The sequence below is a fragment of the Pantoea sp. SM3640 genome, assembly GCF_015654165.1.
Lineage (GTDB): Bacteria > Pseudomonadota > Gammaproteobacteria > Enterobacterales > Enterobacteriaceae > Pantoea > Pantoea vagans.
In genome coordinates this window covers 1,265,641-1,284,722 of sequence record NZ_CP064872.1, presented here as the reverse complement: position 1 = coordinate 1,284,722, position 19,082 = coordinate 1,265,641, and the positions used below count along the sequence as shown (strand labels likewise).

Genomic DNA, 19,082 nt, shown 5'->3' with positions numbered 1-19,082 from the left:
GTGAAGGACAATAAAGTGATTAACGATGTCACGACTTCAATGTCGTCATCATTCCCGAATCCATTCTGAAAACACGGTCCGCCAGATGGAAATAGTGGTCGTCATGGGTAATAACGACGACTGTTTTTCCACGCTGTTTCATCTCCGGCAGAATTTCCTCATAAAATATTCGCTTAAAATCCGGATCTTGATCGGCAGCCCACTCATCAAAAAGATAAATATTCTTGTTGTCGAGCAGTACCGTTAGTAATGCCAGTCTCTTTCTCTGGCCATCTGAAAGCGATGTGGTGGAAAACACACCTGCCTTAATACTGACTTTTTGAGAAAGCCCCAGGCGTTTTAAATGCCCTTCTATTTCTAAATCGCTTGAAGCATCAGCAATCAGTAGTGAATCAAAAAGATGGTAGTCGGAATAAATACAGCCGATATGCTGCCTGACGGCGTCACGATTTCGGTCATCGATGTCCTGACCGTCTACCTTGATTAACCCCCGACTGGGAAAATAGTGCTGGGTGATCAATTTCGCCAGTGTAGATTTACCGCACCCGTTGCCGCCGACGATATAAACCAGTTCTCCGCGACGAAGCGTAAAGTTTACCGGGCCGATACTAAACGCCGTATCCCTATCATGCACCACATGTTCATATACAACATCGTTGAAGGTCATTTCCCGCCAGGGCATCAGCGTTCCATCCCCACCGATTGTGGATTCAGCAGGCATAATGCTGACAATCTCCCTGATTTTCTTCATGGAAATAGCCGCCAGCGTGATGTTGTGGATGTTATTGATAATGACGCTTATGGGCGCGGTGATGTAGAGCAACGTCATAATGACGGCGATCAGTTCTTGGTCGGTAACGGCATGATAATTACCAAATATAAACATAGTGAAACCAATGACGAAGAAACTGAGCAAATCACCATAGTTCACTGCAACAGCCAGTATGGTTTGTCCCTTTTTCTCATTACTGGCAATATCATCTTCAACGGTATTAAGTATATTTTGATGAAAGTAATCACGCTTGGCGCGATCGATCTTCAGCTCTTTTGCACCACGAACCAGAGCGATGTTCAAATTACGCAGCTCATCAAATTTATTGCGCGTCTTAACAAGATAACGCCGGGAAAAATATATGGGTATCTGATAAGTCAACACGCCAAAGGCGATTGCTTTCAGAATGAAAAAGACGATTTCATCATTGACGACGTACAGATACAACATCATTCCCATCACCGTCACCATGCTGATAACGATAGTTGGAATGACCTTAGCCCCCAGAATTACCTGCATGACATCGGTCGTTAAAATAGTAGTAATTCTTGCCAGCCCAAGTCGCTCAAGATCAACAACACTTAACAGGCTTATTTTATGATAAATATCCTTACGTAATTTTCTGGCGAAATCAATCCCAACATTTATAAGAAGAATTTCTGACATTGAGGTAAAAATAAGAATTAACACAATCGCGCTGGAGAACAGTAACGCAAGACGATAGTTGGAAATAGTAACCCCTAACAGGGATATTGTTTTTTCACCGAGCACACTGAGTGACGGCGACAATGACTGTAATCCACTCAATGTCAGTGGAATCAAAAATGCATATACCGCTCCCGCTAGTGCGCCAAAAAGTATCGACAGCAATACCCTATTCGGTGCGCTATGGCTGAAACTCCTGAATAATCCCACAGCCTACTCCTTATTTCTCTGATCGAGCATAGGAATCTTTTTTTATTTCATTGAATATAAATTCATTAAATGGCTGCACACTATCCCGGTAATGTTCGCTCATAATATTTCCGGATTGCCCCGTTGAGTTGATATAGCGCATACTGATTTTTTCCGATTTAACATCGACAATCATTCTGAAACTGGCGCCCAGTGTCTGGTCATAGCCTTTTGACAAGTCGAAATGCATATCGGCCACATTGATTGCATCAGGTGAGCCGCCATTTGCTATTCGCGTACTGAAAATATTGTCGAGAAATCTTACTCCGCTAAACAGGCGATGCTGGTAATAACTGGAATGCAGGTTTCCCCATTGCCAGTTATTCATATTATCGCCACGCATTCTGCTCAATTCGTCGAGAGCCTGATCGAGAGATTTCACCAGCACATCCTGACAATTATGCCACGACGTTGGGGGACCAAATGTCCGACACGCGTGAGTATCGTCATTGAGTATTTTCACCAGCGAGGAAAGCGGAATATAGGTGCCCAGCTCACTCATTAGCGCATTTTTTTCATCTTCGCCCCAGGATTTGGGTAGCGAATCCACAACCATATTGATCCGCATATGCCGCGACCAGCTAACAATCAGGGTGGCAGCAACGCTCTCCCGATTCATATCCCCATCCCAGGCAGCCAGTCTGTCTATTGCTATCTGCTGACGCCTGCCTGTCGGCTGAATTTTATTGATTGCCGCGTGGCGAAATGCCGCAATGTTCGCATCATACGTATCCCGTTGAATGGCTATCATGTCTTCGTGCGTTATCCGGTTTTCCGACGCCGCAATTTTGTCGTCCAGCAGCCTGGTAATACGTTGTGCACGCGCAGAAGGCGCCCAGTCATGAGAAATGAAATGCGGGTAGGTATCATTACTGACCTCATTATTGGCAGAAACGATAAATCCCGATGCCGGATTCCTGCTCACCGGCAGTTCGTTAAACGGAATATAACCCCGCCAATCATTACGAGAATTTTCACCCGGCAATGGCAGTTCACCGTTGCCCTGTCCCCGAAGCGGAATGGCCCCGGCACTTATCATGCCAATATTGTTTTCCGTATCGGCATAAAGGAGGTTGAGTGCAGGCGCCGCAAGCAGTCGGACTGCCGACTGAAACGATGACCAGTCGTGGGCATAATTGATCCTCATAAACGCCATATAGCTGGTATCGTCTGGATCCAGCGCTGTCCACCTTAGCGACAGCGTCTGGCGAATAGTGGGAAACAGAGCGCTGACGACAGGACCGTGCCGCGTCTCTTTAATATTCAGCGTGACGTCCTGAAGGGGCGGATAGAGCATATCGGGAATACCACTGCGAACCCGAATAGTCTCTTTCCTCTGACTAAAGGGTAGCCACTGGTTATCGACTTTGTAGCGGGAGGGGTCATCCGGGTTGACGGTTTCAGCATACAAATCTTGCACATCCGCGGTCAGAGCCGTGCCGCCCCATGCAATATGTTGATTACTGCCGAAGATAACGAGTGGAAGCCCCGTCAGACTCATTCCCTGAGTATGCAATCGGGCGCCATTCTGCGATACAACGTACCACGGAGAAGGTTGCTGCAGTCCCAGATGCGGATCGTTCGCCAGCATCGGATATCCGGTACGGGTGTGCGTTCCTGATACAACCCAGGCGTTACTGCCCACTCCGGTTCCCCCCGTGCCAAAATAGGCCCCTTGCTTACTGATGAACTTTACATCCTGCATCGCCAGGCTTGCCGCAGGTCTCAGATCAGCAGTGCGGTCTGGTGGTACGGAGGTATAAGTGGGGAAAAGCAGTCTGACTTGCTCGTTATTCAGGCTCTCCGTGGCGACGTCATGCTGAATTTCCTTGAACATATTGCCCCCCAGGTCGAGGGCGAACATTTTGACCCACGCCAGAGAATCGACTGGCGTCCACTCTTCAGGCTTCACTCCCAGCAAAATAAACTCCGGCGGCAAAGTTCGCTGTTGCTTAATCGCCTGATTAACGCCAGCCGCATACGCGACCAGCGAATCCTGAGCCGGTCGGTCCAGCCGTGTCCATGCCTGCTGTGCTGCACGATAAATGCCCAACGTTCTGATGAAAATATCGCTTTTCATCCCCTTCTCGCCGAGTATCTCGCTTAATCTTCCCTGAACAATGCGCTGTTGCAATGTGAGTTGCCACAGCCGATCCTGCGCCTGCACATACCCCATGCCAAAATAAATACTATTATCATCATCAGATGAGAGATATACAGCGCCATGCCGATCTCTCTTTACATCGACATCATTATAACCCTGCCCTGATAGCGTAAAATTTTCAGCGACAGGGAGGCTGCGCAGAAAATAAATATAGCCAAAGACAAAAACAGAAATCGCGGGCAATAGCAGGCATACCACGACACGTAGTAATAAAGGACGACTCTTCATATCTCTCTCAAACAATGATGATAGTGCTAATTTTCAACCAAACGTTAAGCTGACAATTAAATTTATCTCGTCATATCGGGGAAGAAACCTGGAATTGAATGACACAGCCCTTCTTTTTCTGCGCGCTGATGCAAATAAGCGGCCACAGCCAAATCCAAAACACCAAGTCCAAACGGAGAAAAAATTACCGGGCAATCTTTTCGCAGTTGTATATCGCCATTAATTAACGCAGCAAGAGAACCATCAACAAAATGTCTCCCTCCGCTGATTTGTTCAGCAAGATGGGGGGAAGTATTTGCCTTCATGCAGTGTTCAACATCATCGAACACATTGGATGAACGTAAGATAATCTCAGGGCCAATATCACGAAGCGAGATATTTAATACGATCTGATGATTCTTTATTGCATCCGAGGCGGTAATATATGGCGTACCCGCGTTGGTGGCAAAGACAATAATATCCGCGTCATCCATAGCGTCCGTCACATTTCCTGCCACGGATGACTGATATTTATGAGCATCGTTGACATAGCGTGCAAATTTTTCGGCATCGTGCGAGGTTATATCGTAAGCCACAACCCGACCAATATCCCAATTTTCAGCGTGGAAGAAGTCGGCGATCTTACGCGCAATAACGCCAGTACCAATGAATGCAATCTTTTTAGCAATTTTTCTATCGTTTGATAACGTATTCGCGGCGAGGACAGCCGATGCCGCGGTACGGCACGCGCTAATCTGCGATGCTTCCAGTAAGGCAAAAGGGTATCCGGTCTCATAATCATTCAGAACAATGGTGGCAGAGGCGCGCTGTATGTTCTTTTCTAAATTTTTAGGGTAACTCGCAATCCATTTTATTCCTGCTACGGCACCCACGCCTTTTATAGCCGCCGGCAACGCAATAATTCTGGCTTCCGGTTTATCATTAAACCGCAGGAAATAACTATCAGGGTTATTGGTTATGCCTTTCTCATGGAGTAAATATGTTTCCCGCACTATTCGCATAATTTGACTGTAAGAATCAGACAGGATTTCTGCGATTGTCTCTCCTGAAACCACCCCCAGCTTCATATTGTTCATTCTACTACGGCTCCTGAGAAAGTATTACGACTGGTTGACGGCTGAAGTTGCAATAATCCTTTTTTTAAGCACCATTCATCGGAATAAATAGTATCAATATAACGTTCACCACCATCAGGGCTGATCGTAACGACTACCGAACCTGCGGGAATTTTAGGGCTGTAATCCCGAATGGCAGTCAGGACGGTTCCTGTCGACCCTCCCACAAGAAAGCCGTAACGCCGTGCGAACAGTCTGCAGGTCTGCACGGTTTCCTTCTCTGACACCTGAACCATATCAAACAAATTTTTACTATCGAATAATGGCGGAAGAACACTGGCCCCCATACCCGGGATATAACGAGGCGCCGATGGCGTACCAAAAATGACCGAGCCTTTAGTATCAACAGCAATAATTTTTGTTGCCGGAGATGCCTCGGTAACCGTTTGCACGCACCCCATTAATGTGCCTGTCGTACCTGCGGCAATAAACAGATAGTCAATAACAGGAAACTCATTAAATAATTCCCGCGCCGTCATTCTTGCATGCGCTTCTCTATTTGCAGAACTTTCATACTGATTCGTCCACACAATACTATTATCAGACACAAGCCTTTTCTTTATATAATCGAGCCTTGCGCCGAGATAACCCCTTTCAGGATGGGGGGTTTCGATTATAATAACTTCCGCACCATAGGCTTCCATTACTTTAATAGTATGAGGTAATGTATTTTTATCGACAACGCAAGTGAAATTATATTTCCTTGCGGCACAAATGATACTTAATGCTATCCCCAGATTACCCGAGCTGGATTCAATAACATGTCTTTTATTTTTTAAATCCAGGTTTTTTTCTGCCGCATCAACTAACGCTATTGCGGTTTTTATTTTTATTGATCCTCCGGGATTCATATTTTCTATTTTTACATAGACGCTATTGTTTTTAATGAATTCATCAATTTTGAGGAATGCCCGTCCATCATTAATGCTCTCTGCTGTTTGATATATCATTTTACACTCCCTTTGGAGTTATCCTGTGAGTCATATTTATTCCTGTAATATCAAACCCTGATTTTTTATATAGTCCGATAGCTGCTTGATTATCAGGCTCAACGCGTAATTTCAGTGTAGCCATTTGTTTTTTTTCAAGCATCGTTATCACGTTAATCATCGCCTCATGGCCAATTTTTTTATTCCGATATTCCGAGGATATGTAGAAATCCATTATAAATACCGATTGTTCTTCTGGGTAATAAAGCAACCACATGTAACCGACATGACAAGGGACATCGCTGAGTATTTTGGTAATACGGAGTAGGGAATTATTTTTTGCTGGCTGGTTGTCAGGAAAAGATGTGTTGAATGTGGCATTCGCTTTTTGATGCGCTTCTAACTGGCTGAGCTGGTAGTTTCTAATAAGATCCATCTTATATTCATTAACAAAGATGGCGCAATATTCCTCAATTTCACTTCCAGTGCATTCTTTTAGAGATAACATTCCTATACCTCACCCCAAATTTTCACAATAGATAATACGTATAAATATTTCAATGAATAAGTGTTTGTAATAAACTATCACTTTATAATTCCTTATGCTAATAAAAATAGCACTAAAAAAACCAGTAAATAATATTATTCCATAAGAAAAACAAAAAACAGAATTAAAATCCAAATAAAAATAAATACGCAACATTGCAATGGGTAATTCAAGCACAAATAGAACAAAAATAATATTTTATCTCTTACCAGATGACATCTTGAAATCTTTTATTTTTTCAATAAAAATGCGCAACCAACACAAATTATCACATTGATTTATATGACTAAATTAATTAACTTACTATACATTAACCCGTAAAATAGGATGAACTACCTTACATTACTATCCATAATGAATACGTTCACTTTGTCATAACATTACGCCCTTAGCGGGTTCTCCTTTACGGGGAGGAAGGAATACGCCGATTTTGTTGCGGTGGGCACCCTACTTACGATCACCACCTTTCTTAAAGAACGCCAGCTAGTTTTGTGCAACCCGCGTCTTATGGTGGTCATTCTGGTGGTCTTGACAGAAGGGGATTTCAGGTTTAGCTTACTTATTAGCCAGTTACTGGCAAAGGCGATCCCAGTCAGAGGAGCCAAATTCGAGAAGCCCGCTCAGGGAAATCTGAGCGGTTTTTTTATTGGCTGTGTTTAGCTACTCCAGTGTTCAGTTCAGAATGGCTTCCAGCCGTGCCAGCACTTCATTCACGATAGCGTCAGGTAGTTGCTCAAGCCGTCTGCCTTCGCGAGCTTCATATCGAGCGTCCTCAGCTGATCGCAGCGAATGACGCCCTTTGTCCTGCACCCTGCCCCCTCCAGTGAAACGGCAAAAGCTGCTGCGAGGGCAAAGTTCCCGCTGCTGGTGACCGGAACCAGATCAGCTCAATTGTATTGTTCTCCTGAACCGGACTAGTGCGGGGAACAACTGTTTTCATCAGGATGAGAATAAAAAACGTTTCCGGGCAGGCAAAGGATTGGGCTAAATCCGATGAAAAAGTTGCGGCGCGGCTTCCCTACGCAGACGACAGGGCCAGTAATCAAAAGAAATCTGGCAAAAAAACTGCACCTTAATCAGTCGGATCTCCGACTTTTAGGGTGCAGTTGAGTATTAGCGAATTACAGCTTTTAAAACGTCAACAGCAATCAGATATCGAACCGATCCAGATTCATCACTTTGGTCCAGGCGGCGACAAAGTCTTTTACGAATTTTTCACGGGCGTCGCTGCTGGCATAGACTTCCGCCGAGGCGCGCAACACCGCATTGGAACCAAAGACCAGATCGGCGCGGGTGGCGGTGAAACGGGTTTCACCACTCACGCGATCGCGTCCGATGAATTTCTCATTGCTGCCATCAGTCGCTTTCCACTCGGTACGCATATCCAGCAGATTCACGAAGAAGTCTGTGTTCAGCGATCCCACATGGTGGGTGAAGATACCGTGCTGGCTGCCATCGAAATTAGCGCCCAGGGCACGCATCCCTCCCACCAGCACCGTTAACTCCGGCACGGTCAGGGTCAGCTGCTGCGCTTTATCGATCAGCAGGCTTTCGGTGGTGGTTTTGCCGAAGCCGGTGCCGTAGTTACGGAAACCATCCGCACGCGGTTTAAGCAGATCGAACGACTCAATGTCGGTCTGATCCTGACGCGCATCGACACGGCCCGGGGTAAAGGGTACGTCGATCGAGACGCCAGCCGCTTTCGCCGCCTGCTCAACACCGACAACACCCGCCAGCACGATCACATCCGCCAGTGAAGCCTTGTGGGCTTCGCGCTGAATGGCTTCCAGCGCTGGCAGGACGCGTGCTGCGACGGTATTGATGTCCCACTCACGCTGCGGCAGCAGTGCCAGTCGGGCACCGTTGGCACCACCACGTTTGTCGCCACCACGGAACGTTGATGCCGAAGCCCAGGCAACAGAGACCAGCTCGCTGACGCTGAGGCCGGATGCGGCAATCTTCTCTTTCAGCTGGGCGATGTCTGCCACGGTTGGGTGATAAACCGGTGCAGGCAGCGGATCCTGCCAGATCAGATCTTCCTGTGGCACTTCAGGTCCGATGTAGCGCGCTTTCGGTCCCATATCACGGTGCGTCAGCTTAAACCACGCACGCGCAAACGCTTCGTTGAACGCCTGCGGATCGTTGTGGAAACGACGCGAAATTTTTTCAAACTCCGGGTCAAAACGCAGCGTCAGGTCGGTGACCAGCATGGTCGGCTTGTGTTTCTTAGTGGAATCAAACGCATCCGGGATGATATCCGGCGCATCAGCTGCCACGAACTGAATGGCACCCGCCGGGCTGCGTGTCTGAACCCACTCATATTTGAACAGGTTCTCGAAGAAGTAGTTGCTCCACTGGGTCGGTGTCTGCGACCAGATCACTTCCAGGCCAGAGGTAATCGCATCTGCGCCGACGCCCGTGCCGTGGCTGTTAACCCAGCCCAGGCCCTGCGCTTCAATCGGTGCGGTTTCCGGATCGACACCTACGTGGCTGGCCGGTGCGGCACCGTGGGTTTTACCCAGCGTATGGCCACCCGCGATCAGTGCCACAATCTCTTCGTCGTTCATGCCCATGTTGCCAAAGGTGGCACGAATTGCCGGGGCAGCAGAGGCAGGATCGCCGCTGTGTTCCGGGCCTTCCGGGTTCACGTAGATCAGACCCATCTCGGTAGCACCCAGTGGCGACTGTGCCAGGGATTCCGGGTGACGGTGTTCCAGCCAGGCGGCTTCTTCGCCCCAGTTCACATCCATATCCGGTTCCCAGACGTCGTCACGTCCGGCACCAAAGCCAAAGGTACGGAAGCCGGAGTTTTCCAGCGCAACGTTACCCGCCAGGATGTAGAGGTCAGCCCAGGAGATTTTCTGACCATATTTCTGTTTAATCGGCCACAGCAGGCGGCGCGCTTTATCCAGGCTGACGTTGTCCGGCCAGGAGTTTAACGGCGCGAAGCGTTGCTGACCACGGCCTGAACCACCGCGTCCGTCTACGGAGCGATAGGTTCCGGCGCTGTGCCAGGCCATGCGGATGAACAGGCCGATATAGCTGCCCCAGTCAGCGGGCCACCAGGCCTGTGACTCGGTGAGCAACCCTTTAATGTCAGCTTTCAGCGCAGAGTAATCTAATTTGGCAAATTCTTTACGGTAGTCGAAGGATTCATCAAGCGGATTCGAACGGGATGAGTGCTGGTTCAGCAGGTCAACGCGGAGCTGGTTAGGCCACCAGTCGCGGTTGGTTGTGCCGCCACCCGGAGCCTGATTGGGCTGCGCTGGCTTGCCCGCATGAAAGGGGCATTTGCTTTCAGGCGCTTCGCGATCGGCTTCAACAATAGGCTTTGCATCTTTTGCATCTTCATCAATGGAATTGCTCATGGTCACACCTCTTTTTGTATTTTCATCGCTACTCTATAGAGGATTTTCAGGAACTCACACCTGTCTCATCCTATAAGATTGATAGCTTATCCCTTTGAATAAGGTTTGTTTCAACAGCTTCCAGCAATGGCGCAACGGATGTAGCTACCCGGAATCATCAACGAAGCGGCATCGATGCTCATCAGACTATTCCGGCACAACCGGTTACACAACCGTCTTATTCACTGCTGGCAGAGCAGCGGCCAGACCTGATATGGCCGCGGTCGCTGGCTAAACCGGTGTAGTTGCAGGGATAGACGGAACTGATGCGAAGCAGAAACGGTAGAAATCCGAGAAGAGAAAATGATTAAAAAGCGTTAACGATCGCAGAGGTGAATGGCAGGTAATACCGCTTTATGAAGAAACAACAGAGCGCCCGGCTTACGCGGGCGCTCGACTTCAGACTTAACGCCAGCCGAGTTCCGGGGCGACGTACTTCAGAATCGCCTCAATCACATGGGCGTTGTAGGCGACACCAAGCTGATTAGGCACGGTCAGCAGCAGCGTGTCCGCTTCGGCAATCGCCTCATCCTGCGCCAGCTGCTTAATCAGTACTTCTGGCTCTGCGGCATAGCTGCGGCCAAAGATGGCGCGGGTTTTCTCATCCAGGAAACCAACGGAATCCTGATCGTTACCGCTGCGGCCAAAGTAGGCGCGGTCCATATCATTTACCAGCGCAAAGATGCTGCGACTGACGGAAACGCGTGGTGCATGCTGATGCCCCGCCGCTTTCCAGGCCTCGCGGTAGGCGCGGATCTGTTTCGCCTGCTGAATGTGGAACGGCTCGCCGGTCTCATCATCTTTCAGGGTTGAGCTTTGCAGGTTCATGCCCATTTTCGCCGCCCATTCTGCGGTAGCGTTGGAGCCGGATCCCCACCAGATACGGTCACGCAGCCCTTCCGAAAGCGGCTCAGGGCGCAGCAGACCTGGCGGATTCGGAAACATCGGCTGTGGATTCGGCTTAGCAAAGCCTTCGCCGCGCAGCACCTCCAGAAACTCTTCGGTATGGCGACGGCCCATATCCGCATCGCTTTCACCCGCTTTCGGTTCAAAGCCAAAGTAGCGCCAGCCATCGATCACCTGCTCAGGGGAACCGCGGCTCAGACCCAGCTGCAGACGACCGTTGGAAATGAGGTCTGCCGCGCTGGCGTCTTCCACCATGTAGAGCGGGTTTTCGTAGCGCATGTCGATGACACCGGTGCCGATCTCAATCGTTTTGGTGCGTGCTGCCACGGCAGCCAGCAACGGAAACGGCGAGCTGAGCTGGCGGGCAAAATGGTGGACACGGAAATAAGCGCCATCTGCGCCCAGCTCTTCGGCGGCGACCGCTAAGTCGATCGATTGCAGTAACACATCCTGCGCGGTGCGGGTGGCGGACTGCGACGAAGGCGTCCAGTGACCAAAGGATAAGAAGCCGATATTTTTCATCTGTATTTCTCCTGACAGGCGATAAACGCCTGTGGGCATGAGTCGATTTTTGATAGGGAAAGGTTACGCCCTCCGCGCCGCCACTGATAGTCAATATCTTTAAGCGCCATATTCAGGAATTTCGACATAGCTAAGCAGATTATCCACTTTGTCTTTGTCCGCGCTTTCTTTCACTCTCCAGACTCCCGCTTCTGCTGTCAGGTGAACGATGCACAACGGTTATCTCTCTTTACAGCAGCGCGCCTGGCTGAAACAGCGCGCGCGCAGCTGGCTCTGGCGCAGCGAACTGCCGACCTGGCTGCTGATGGCCGTGATTTACGGTGGCTGGTTCTCGGTAATGCTGAACTGGCAGACGCTGGGACAAATGCCCGCTACCCTGCTGCTGATCGTTTTCACCACCTGGTATATGTCACTGCAGCATGAGCTGATCCACGGTCATCCCACACGCTGGCCGCGGGTGAATCAGCTGTTCGGCACCCTGCCGCTGGCGGTCTGGTATCCCTATGGGCTCTATCGTGACTCTCATCTTGCCCATCATCGCAATCACACCCTGACCGAGCCGGACGAAGACCCGGAAACCTACTATTTTTCCGCTGCCCGCTGGGCGCAGTTGCCGCGCTGGCAGCAGCGGCTGATTCATCTGCGCAACACGTTTCCGGGACGGTTGCTGCTTGGCCCGCTACTGGATATCGCGTCGACCGTTGGCGGGATGTGGCAGGCGTTGCGACGTGGTGATCGCTATGCGACGAGCATGTGGCTGCTGCATGGCGCGCTGCTGGCTCTGCTGTTTTACTGGATGGCGGAGCTCGGGTTTTCGCCGCTGTGGTATCTGCTGGCGGTAAGTTATCCGGCGCTGGCGCTGACCAAGATACGATCCTTTTACGAGCATCGTGCAGCGGACGACCCGCTGGCACGTTCGGTGAATAATGAAGCGGCCTGGCCCTGGCGCATACTGTTCCTGAATCTGAACTACCATTCAGTGCATCACGATCTGCCTGGCGTTCCCTGGTATGGCCTGCGCCCGCTCTATCTGCGCGACCGCGAGCATTACTATCAGCGCAACCACGGTTTTCGGGTGGCGGGCTATCGGGTCTGGCTGCGTCAGTTCTGGGCCAGACCGGTTAGCGTCAATGCCCATCCGGGCCGCTCAGGGGAGAAAACCCATGAATAATCTGCTCGCTTTGCCCATGTATGCCCTCCATCCGCCTGCCACGCGGGCATTGATGCAGGCTGTGGTTACGCTGCTGGCGCAGCATGACACCGACGCGCAGCCGGTCTGGCCTGATGATCTGCTGGCTCACTGGCGGGATGAGCGGTTGCTGCTGAGCCAGACCTGCGGCTATCCGCTGGTCAGCCAGTTACCAGCGGTTCAGCTGGTCGGCACCTTTCACTATCAGGCTTTGGGCTGCAGCGGGCGCGATTATCGCAGCTGGCTGGTGGCGCGGGATAAACAGGCGACGCTTGCCGATTTCAACGGTCAGCGGGCCGTGGCTAACAGCCCGGACTCGCAATCCGGCTATAACGCGCTGCGGTTTGTGGCGGCGCTTCAGGGCGTGACCTTTTCACAGCTGCTGCTGAGCGGCGGACACCGTCAGTCGCTGGCGGCGCTGCGTGATTCACAGGCAGATATCGCCGCTATCGACTGTGTGAGCTGGGCGCTGCTGGCGCGCTATGTGCCGGATGAACTGCGCGGCCTGCATATCATCGGTGAGACGCCCGCCGCACCCGGTTTGCCGCTGATCACGGCCGCCTCAACGTCAGCGGCCCGGCTGGCGACATTACGCACGGCGCTGCATCAGCTGGTAAGCGATCCCGCCTGGCGCGGCGTCTGCGACGACAATCTCATCAGTGGATTCAGCCCGGTGCAGCGAGACGATTATCAGGACGTGCTGGCGTGGGAACAGCAGGCCGCCGCGCTGGGCGTCACCCGGCTTTAACGCCGCATGCTGATTCGCCCTTCTGACCGGGAAAATCTGATTTTTCTGCATCCTCGCCTCACTGCTCACGCTTACCCTGCCTGTTTTTTCACGCACCCCGATACGCTGCGCCGGAGGCTAACGCTGGTAAGCGCGCTCACGGCGTTCTAAGGTAAAGGTTTTCAGCAAAGGAAGAGTGGAATGCGGATTCTGATGGCAGGCGCCGGCGCGACCGGTGGATACTTTGGTGCACGACTGGCTCAGGCGGGTCAGGACGTGACTTTTCTGGTGCGTGAACGCCGTTATCAGCAGTTGCAAAACAATGGGCTGGTGTTGCAGACGCCGCAGGGCACCGAAAAGTTACAGCCGCAGCTGACGCAGGCCAGCACCCTGACAGGTCACTTTGATCTGATTATTGTGACGGTAAAAAGCTTTACCCTTGATCAGGTGATGGAGGACATTGCGCCGGCTGTCGGCCCGGACACGCTGATCATGCCAATTCTCAACGGAATGCGGCATATCGCAACGCTGCAACAGCGTTTCGGCGAAGATAAGGTGATTGGTGGCCTGTGCAAAATCAACGCCACGCTGGGTGATCAGGGCGACGTCATCCAGATGACGCCACTGCACCAGCTCTTATACGGCGCGCTGGACGGCAACAATGATGAACGGCTACAGCGGGTTGATGCTGCGCTGCGCGACTGTCAGGTTGATACCCTGTTCAGCGATAACATTATGGATGAGCTGTGGGAAAAGTGGCTGCTGCTCAGCACCCTCGGCGCAGTCTGCTGCCTGGCACGCGGCGATACCCGGCAGGTCCTCACCGCGCGCGGCGGCGAAGCGCTGCTTCAGGGGATCTTTACGGAGATCCTGTCTGTCATAACTGCCGAAGGCTATCAGCCGCGCCCGGCGGTGACGGCCCGCATTTTTGAACTGTTAAACAATCCCGCGACCCCGATGACCTCCTCAATGTACCGCGATCTCACCCAGGGTTATGATATTGAAGCCGATCAGATCATCGGCGACCTGCTGCTGCGGGCAAAACGAAACGGGCTTGCCACGCCGCTGCTGAATGCGGTGGATGTAAACCTGCAGGTCTATCTGCAGCAGCGTTAACAACCGGCAGCGTTCGCGGGTCGGCTGCCGCCACGTTTCCCGCTGGCGTGGCGGTAAACGTGTGGCTGGCAGCAGCAGTACAGCATGAAAATTTGTTACACTCGTCGCTTCATCTATTGGAGAGTTCAATGACTTCCCGCTCCGTGACCCTTGATGATGTCGCTCAACTGGCCGGCGTCTCATATCAAACCGTTTCACGTGTTTTAAATCGTTCTGAACAGGTGTCAGCCCGCACGCGGGAAAGGGTTGAGGCGGCGATGCAGCAGCTCAATTATGTGCCCAATCGGGTGGCGCAGCAGCTGGCGGGCAAAGCAACGCGCACGTTAGGTCTCGCGACCAGCGACCTGGCCCTGATGGCACCGGCGCAGATCGCCTCGGCGATTCAACAGCGTGCTGCACGGGCGGGTTATCATCTGGTGATTGCGATGGACAGCGGCCACGATGCGGCCGCCACCGTGAATGAACTGCTGGCTCAGCGGGTCGATGGGCTGCTGATTAACCTGCCGCTGGATGCCGATGAAGCGCAGCAGATTCAGCTGCTGTGCGGCGGCAAGCCGGTGCTGTTTCTGGATGTCGAACCGCAGGCGGCGGTGGCGCAGTGTCAGTATCCCAATGAGTCCGGCGCACGTGCCGCCGTTGAACATCTGGTGGCGCTGGGGCATCGTCAGATTGGCCTGTTAAGCGGGCCGCTGCGCTCGGTGTCAGCCCGTCAGCGCGAAAACGCATGGCGTCAGGCGCTGGCCGATCATCAGCTAACGCCGCATTGCGCGCTGCGCGGTGACTGGAGCGCGCAATCGGGTTATCAGGCGCTGCTGACGCAGTTGCCCGATGACCTGCCGCAGGCGCTGCTGGTTGCCAACGATCAGATGGCGCTGGGTGCGATGCGGGCGCTGCATCAGTATGGTGTCGCCATTCCTGGCGAGATCTCCGTGATTGGTTATGACGATACCGCCGAGAGCGCGTGGTATCAGCCGCCGCTGACCACGGTGCGGCAGGATTTACACTATCTTGGCGCACAGAGTGTTGAGCGGATGCTGGCGCGGCTTCAGGATGAAGAGGCACCAGACAACGCGCTGGAAACCATGCTGGTGATCCGTGAGACCACCGCCCCGCCCGCGGATGAGCGGGTCGATGTAGTGGCGCTCTCCCGTCAGCTACAGGAGATTGCCCGCAGGCTGGCGGGTAAATAATTCTGCGCTGAGACAGGCAATAAAAAACCCGCATCACCGACGTGAATGCGGGTTCGCATGGAACGCAAAACGCATAAGCGCCCTGTTCTTATGCTTTCGGGTGTTCGCCCACGCCCATCGCTTTGATTTTTTTCGACAGCTCGCGACGCTCTTTCGACAGGTCGGCGTTTTTGATGATGTACTCATCCACGCGGTCTTCATAATCCACACGCATGCTGGCGATGATTTCCTGAATAGCCTCAACGCTCATGCCGGGTTTGATATATTCGCTCAGGTTGTCGAGCAGCAGAACGCGCTTCTGGTTATCGCGGATTTTCTTCTCGTTATCGACAATTTCACGCTGCAGTTTGTTTTTGCGGCGGAACATACGCACGAACTCCAGTACGTCCTGAAATGACTGCTTGGCATTTTCCATGATGGCACCTTTCTTTAAGCCTGCTGACGCAGGGAGAGAGTCAAAACGATCAGCTTAGCGGCTAGCCCGCCAGGTAAGCAATTTTCACAGCTAAATTCAGACTGGCTCTTATCTTAGCGCAAAGAAACCCGGTTTCACATTAAGTCATTGTCTGAGGTGATTATTTGCGCAGCGCCATCCGCATCAGATCGGTCATGCGCTCCAGCTGTTTCGCCAGTTCCAGCGTCAGCCAGACGTAGCCATAGATTGGCGTCTCTTCCAGCCCGTCGCTGCCCGCTTCGGCGATCAGTCTGCGCAGTTCGCCGCTGATTTCGGTCAGCTCATGACTGTTGGCAATCACCTCTTCTGTTTCGCCCTCAATCGCCATTACCGAGAGCGCCCGTAGCGTGTTCTCTGTCATCTGCTGTGTGTGGCGGAGTGCAGGCGCGTTAAGCATTATCAGGTGACTCTCACGCGAGGCCCACCAGGCATTAATCTGCATCTCAATGGTGTAAACCATATTACGGTTTATGGTCTGAATCGCTTCAAGCACCGACTTCGGGATGCGCGTCTCTTTGCTCGACGGTTCCAGCAGCGCACGCATTTTGATCACGCTGGTCAGCAATTTGCCCAGCGGCTTGTTGAGGCGTGGCTTTTCAACCAGGTTGGGCGAGAAACCAGCGTGATAGATTTTTGCCATGCCCGCCAGCGTGTCGGAGAGCTGAATGCGCCAGTGTGTATAGGCGCGCTGCGCCCAGATCGCGGTAAACAGCAGCGCCATCAGCGATCCCAGAATCACATCTCCGCCGCGCCACAGCGCCACGGTGAAATCGCCAGTTGGCGCACCCACAACCACGCTCAGGGTAATCCCGATCAACAGTGCCATATAGGGATGTTTGCCCAGCGTCAGGTAGCCGCTGATTACCATGATGATGCCGCACCAGGCCAGCATCACCGGCATGGAGATCAGCTCCAGCTTCAGGGCAATCAGCCCGGAAATCGACCCCGCCACCGTGCCGCAGATGCGCTGCAGGGCTCGCGGAAAAACATTTCCCCAGGTGGAAATGGGCCCCATCACCACCACCAGCGTGATCAGCGGCCAGGTGCCTTCCGGAATACCGGTTGCCCGGACAAAGATAAAGCAGAGTAAAAAGGCGATGGCAATGCGCACGCCGTGGACGGATCGGTAATGGCGATAAAACCAGAACTCCAGTTTCGAGATGGGCTTGTCAGGACGCAAAGTGACTTTCCGGTTACGGGAACATGATGGGGCTATCTTAACCCTGAACGCGGCTCGGGCTTAGCACGGGCCAGATATTTCAAAACAGTTTTGACGTTCGCTTACAATTATCAACATCCGACTCACATACCTGACCGGAAGTCATGAACAACTGAATACGGCTTTTTAACCTTTCTCAGGAATCAGTAACAGGCTCAGGGTGTAAATGTGAAAACGGGCAGCCCGCAGGCTGCCCGTTTCTGTACTGCCCGGCGATTAATCAGAATTTCTGTTTAAGATAGTCCGTCAGACGGGTAATCACACCTGCTGGCTCTACCGCACTCAGCGCCACCAGCGGATAGTGAGCAATCTGCTGATCTTTATCCATCACCTGAATTTCTCCAATCACTTCATTGGCTTTCAGCGGCGCTTCCAGATCTTTGCGATCGATGACGTACTTCGCCTTCACGTTCTGCACTTCACTGCGCGGAAGTGACAGATAGACATCTTCTGCCGTTCCCACTTCTACCTGATGCGGATTGCCGTACCAGACGTTTTCGCTGCCAATCTTCTTACCGGCATGGAACAGCTGAACGGTATCAAAGGTGTTCTGACCCCAGACCAGCAGTTTACGCGCCTGCTCTTCGCGGCCTTTCGGGCTTTTACCGCCCATCACGACGGCGATCAGCCGATGTTTACCCACTACATTTGACGCGATGATGTTAAAGCCAGCGGTTTCCGTGTGACCGGTTTTCAGCCCATCAACGTGCAGGTTGTTATCCCACAGCAGGCCATTACGGTTGTTCTGAGTAATGCCGTTCCAGCTCAGGGTTTTCTCACTGTACATGGCATAAAAGTCAGGCTCACCATCGATAATCGCGCGTGACAGCTTCGCCATATCCAGCGCGCTGGAGTACTGACCCGGCGCATCCAGACCATGAACGGTCTCAAAGTGGGTATTCTGCAGGCCGAGCTTCTCAACATAATGATTCATCATGCCAACGAAGTTCGCTTCGCTGCCGGCCACGTAATCCGCCAGTGCAACACAGGCGTCATTGCCGGAATCGATAATCACGCCGCGGCTTAGATCCCGGACGCTCAGCTTATCGCCTGGCTTCAGGAACATCAGTGAGGAGCCTTTAAACACCGGATTTCCCGCCGCCCAGGCATCTTTGCCGACCGTGACCATGTCGTCACGGCTGATTTTCTTCTGGTCGATAGCGCGGTCGACTACGTAGCCGGTCATCAGTTTGGTCAGGCTGGCAGGATTGCGGCGTTCATCGGGATTGCCCGCGGTCAGCACCTGCCCGGTGGTGGCATCCATCAAAACCCAGGAAGCCGCATCAATCGCCGGAGGCGTCACAGGAAAGGGAATCGCATCAGCCTGCGCCAGCGAGGCCCAAAAAACAGTAGCGGTAACGGTGAACAACAGACGCCTTTTCAACACTTCATCCTTAATTGCACGGGAGAGAAAATTTCTAAAACGAAACGGAAACAGCCGCACGTTTTACGGCAAAAGCGTCGTGAAGGTTTGAATAAATTGAAAAAAAGTATGAACCGGGCTGAAGTCAGACGAGCGAGGCTGGCGGCTAACAAAAGTCGGCTGGCGTCATCAGAGAAGATGAGATGGAGGTTTGGTACTGTAAAATAGCCTGGGAGTAGTGATCCAGGGCACTGAAAAAATGCGTAACGGCTTCCGGTTT

At 52.2% G+C, this 19,082-nt stretch carries 14 protein-coding genes and 1 pseudogene; 4 read left to right on the top strand and 11 right to left on the bottom strand.

Annotated features, from left to right (window positions below):
- Positions 1-28 precede the first annotated feature (28 nt).
- The 8 genes and pseudogenes from IV493_RS05850 to IV493_RS05820 form a co-directional block, all read right to left on the bottom strand.
- Positions 29-1,687, bottom strand: coding sequence for a cyclic peptide export ABC transporter (locus tag IV493_RS05850; RefSeq protein WP_195857885.1), 1,659 nt, complete (start codon positions 1,685-1,687; stop codon positions 29-31).
- A gap of 10 nt (positions 1,688-1,697) precedes the next feature.
- The gene (locus tag IV493_RS05845) at positions 1,698-4,118 is read right to left on the bottom strand and encodes a penicillin acylase family protein (RefSeq protein WP_195857884.1); all 2,421 of its coding nucleotides are present in this window, start codon (positions 4,116-4,118) and stop codon (positions 1,698-1,700) included.
- 62 nt (positions 4,119-4,180) lie between these two features.
- Positions 4,181-5,194 (bottom strand): 2,3-diaminopropionate biosynthesis protein SbnB, encoded by a 1,014-nt coding sequence (sbnB, locus tag IV493_RS05840; RefSeq protein WP_195857883.1) that lies wholly within the window; start codon positions 5,192-5,194, stop codon positions 4,181-4,183.
- The gene (gene sbnA / locus IV493_RS05835; RefSeq protein WP_195857882.1) at positions 5,191-6,183 is read right to left on the bottom strand and encodes a 2,3-diaminopropionate biosynthesis protein SbnA; all 993 of its coding nucleotides are present in this window, start codon (positions 6,181-6,183) and stop codon (positions 5,191-5,193) included. The genes sbnB and sbnA overlap by 4 nt, the downstream gene beginning before the upstream one ends.
- Position 6,184: 1 nt before the next feature.
- Positions 6,185-6,670 (bottom strand): N-acetyltransferase, encoded by a 486-nt coding sequence (locus IV493_RS05830; RefSeq protein ID WP_195857881.1) that lies wholly within the window; start codon positions 6,668-6,670, stop codon positions 6,185-6,187.
- A 711-nt stretch (positions 6,671-7,381) separates the two neighbouring features.
- A pseudogene (locus tag IV493_RS18530) lies at positions 7,382-7,590 on the bottom strand (type II toxin-antitoxin system PemK/MazF family toxin); the annotation flags it as partial.
- A 267-nt stretch (positions 7,591-7,857) separates the two neighbouring features.
- Positions 7,858-10,077, bottom strand: coding sequence for a catalase/peroxidase HPI (katG, locus tag IV493_RS05825; RefSeq protein ID WP_230299985.1), 2,220 nt, complete (start codon positions 10,075-10,077; stop codon positions 7,858-7,860).
- 444 nt (positions 10,078-10,521) lie between these two features.
- On the bottom strand, positions 10,522-11,544 hold the full coding sequence (locus IV493_RS05820; protein WP_013358412.1) for an LLM class flavin-dependent oxidoreductase: 1,023 nt from the start codon (positions 11,542-11,544) through the stop codon (positions 10,522-10,524).
- A gap of 208 nt (positions 11,545-11,752) precedes the next feature.
- On the opposite strand from IV493_RS05820, the gene IV493_RS05815 reads away from it, so the two are divergent.
- The 4 genes from IV493_RS05815 to IV493_RS05800 all read left to right on the top strand — a co-directional run bounded on the left by IV493_RS05815 (position 11,753) and on the right by IV493_RS05800 (position 15,766).
- Positions 11,753-12,715: a fatty acid desaturase gene (locus tag IV493_RS05815; protein ID WP_195857880.1), complete on the top strand. Its 963-nt coding sequence runs from the start codon at positions 11,753-11,755 to the stop codon at positions 12,713-12,715.
- Positions 12,708-13,481, top strand: coding sequence for a phosphate/phosphite/phosphonate ABC transporter substrate-binding protein (locus IV493_RS05810; RefSeq protein ID WP_013358416.1), 774 nt, complete (start codon positions 12,708-12,710; stop codon positions 13,479-13,481). The genes IV493_RS05815 and IV493_RS05810 overlap by 8 nt, the downstream gene beginning before the upstream one ends.
- 180 nt (positions 13,482-13,661) lie before the next feature.
- A complete protein-coding gene (locus IV493_RS05805; protein ID WP_195857879.1) occupies positions 13,662-14,576 on the top strand; it encodes a ketopantoate reductase family protein in 915 nt (304 codons plus the stop codon).
- 128 nt (positions 14,577-14,704) lie between these two features.
- The gene (locus IV493_RS05800) at positions 14,705-15,766 is read left to right on the top strand and encodes a LacI family DNA-binding transcriptional regulator (RefSeq protein WP_095706933.1); all 1,062 of its coding nucleotides are present in this window, start codon (positions 14,705-14,707) and stop codon (positions 15,764-15,766) included.
- Positions 15,767-15,854: 88 nt separating this feature from the next.
- Here the strand turns inward: IV493_RS05800 and tmaR are convergent, their stop codons facing one another.
- The 3 genes from tmaR to dacD form a co-directional block, all read right to left on the bottom strand.
- Positions 15,855-16,181 carry a PTS system regulator TmaR gene (gene tmaR / locus IV493_RS05795; RefSeq protein WP_004571340.1) on the bottom strand — a complete coding sequence of 109 codons (327 nt, stop codon included), beginning with the start codon at positions 16,179-16,181 and terminating at the stop codon, positions 15,855-15,857.
- 160 nt (positions 16,182-16,341) lie between these two features.
- Positions 16,342-17,400: an FUSC family protein gene (locus IV493_RS05790; RefSeq protein WP_095706932.1), complete on the bottom strand. Its 1,059-nt coding sequence runs from the start codon at positions 17,398-17,400 to the stop codon at positions 16,342-16,344.
- Positions 17,401-17,659: 259 nt separating this feature from the next.
- Positions 17,660-18,823, bottom strand: a complete 1,164-nt coding sequence (dacD, locus tag IV493_RS05785; RefSeq protein WP_179291158.1) for a serine-type D-Ala-D-Ala carboxypeptidase DacD — start codon at positions 18,821-18,823, stop codon at positions 17,660-17,662.
- Positions 18,824-19,082: the final 259 nt, after the last annotated feature.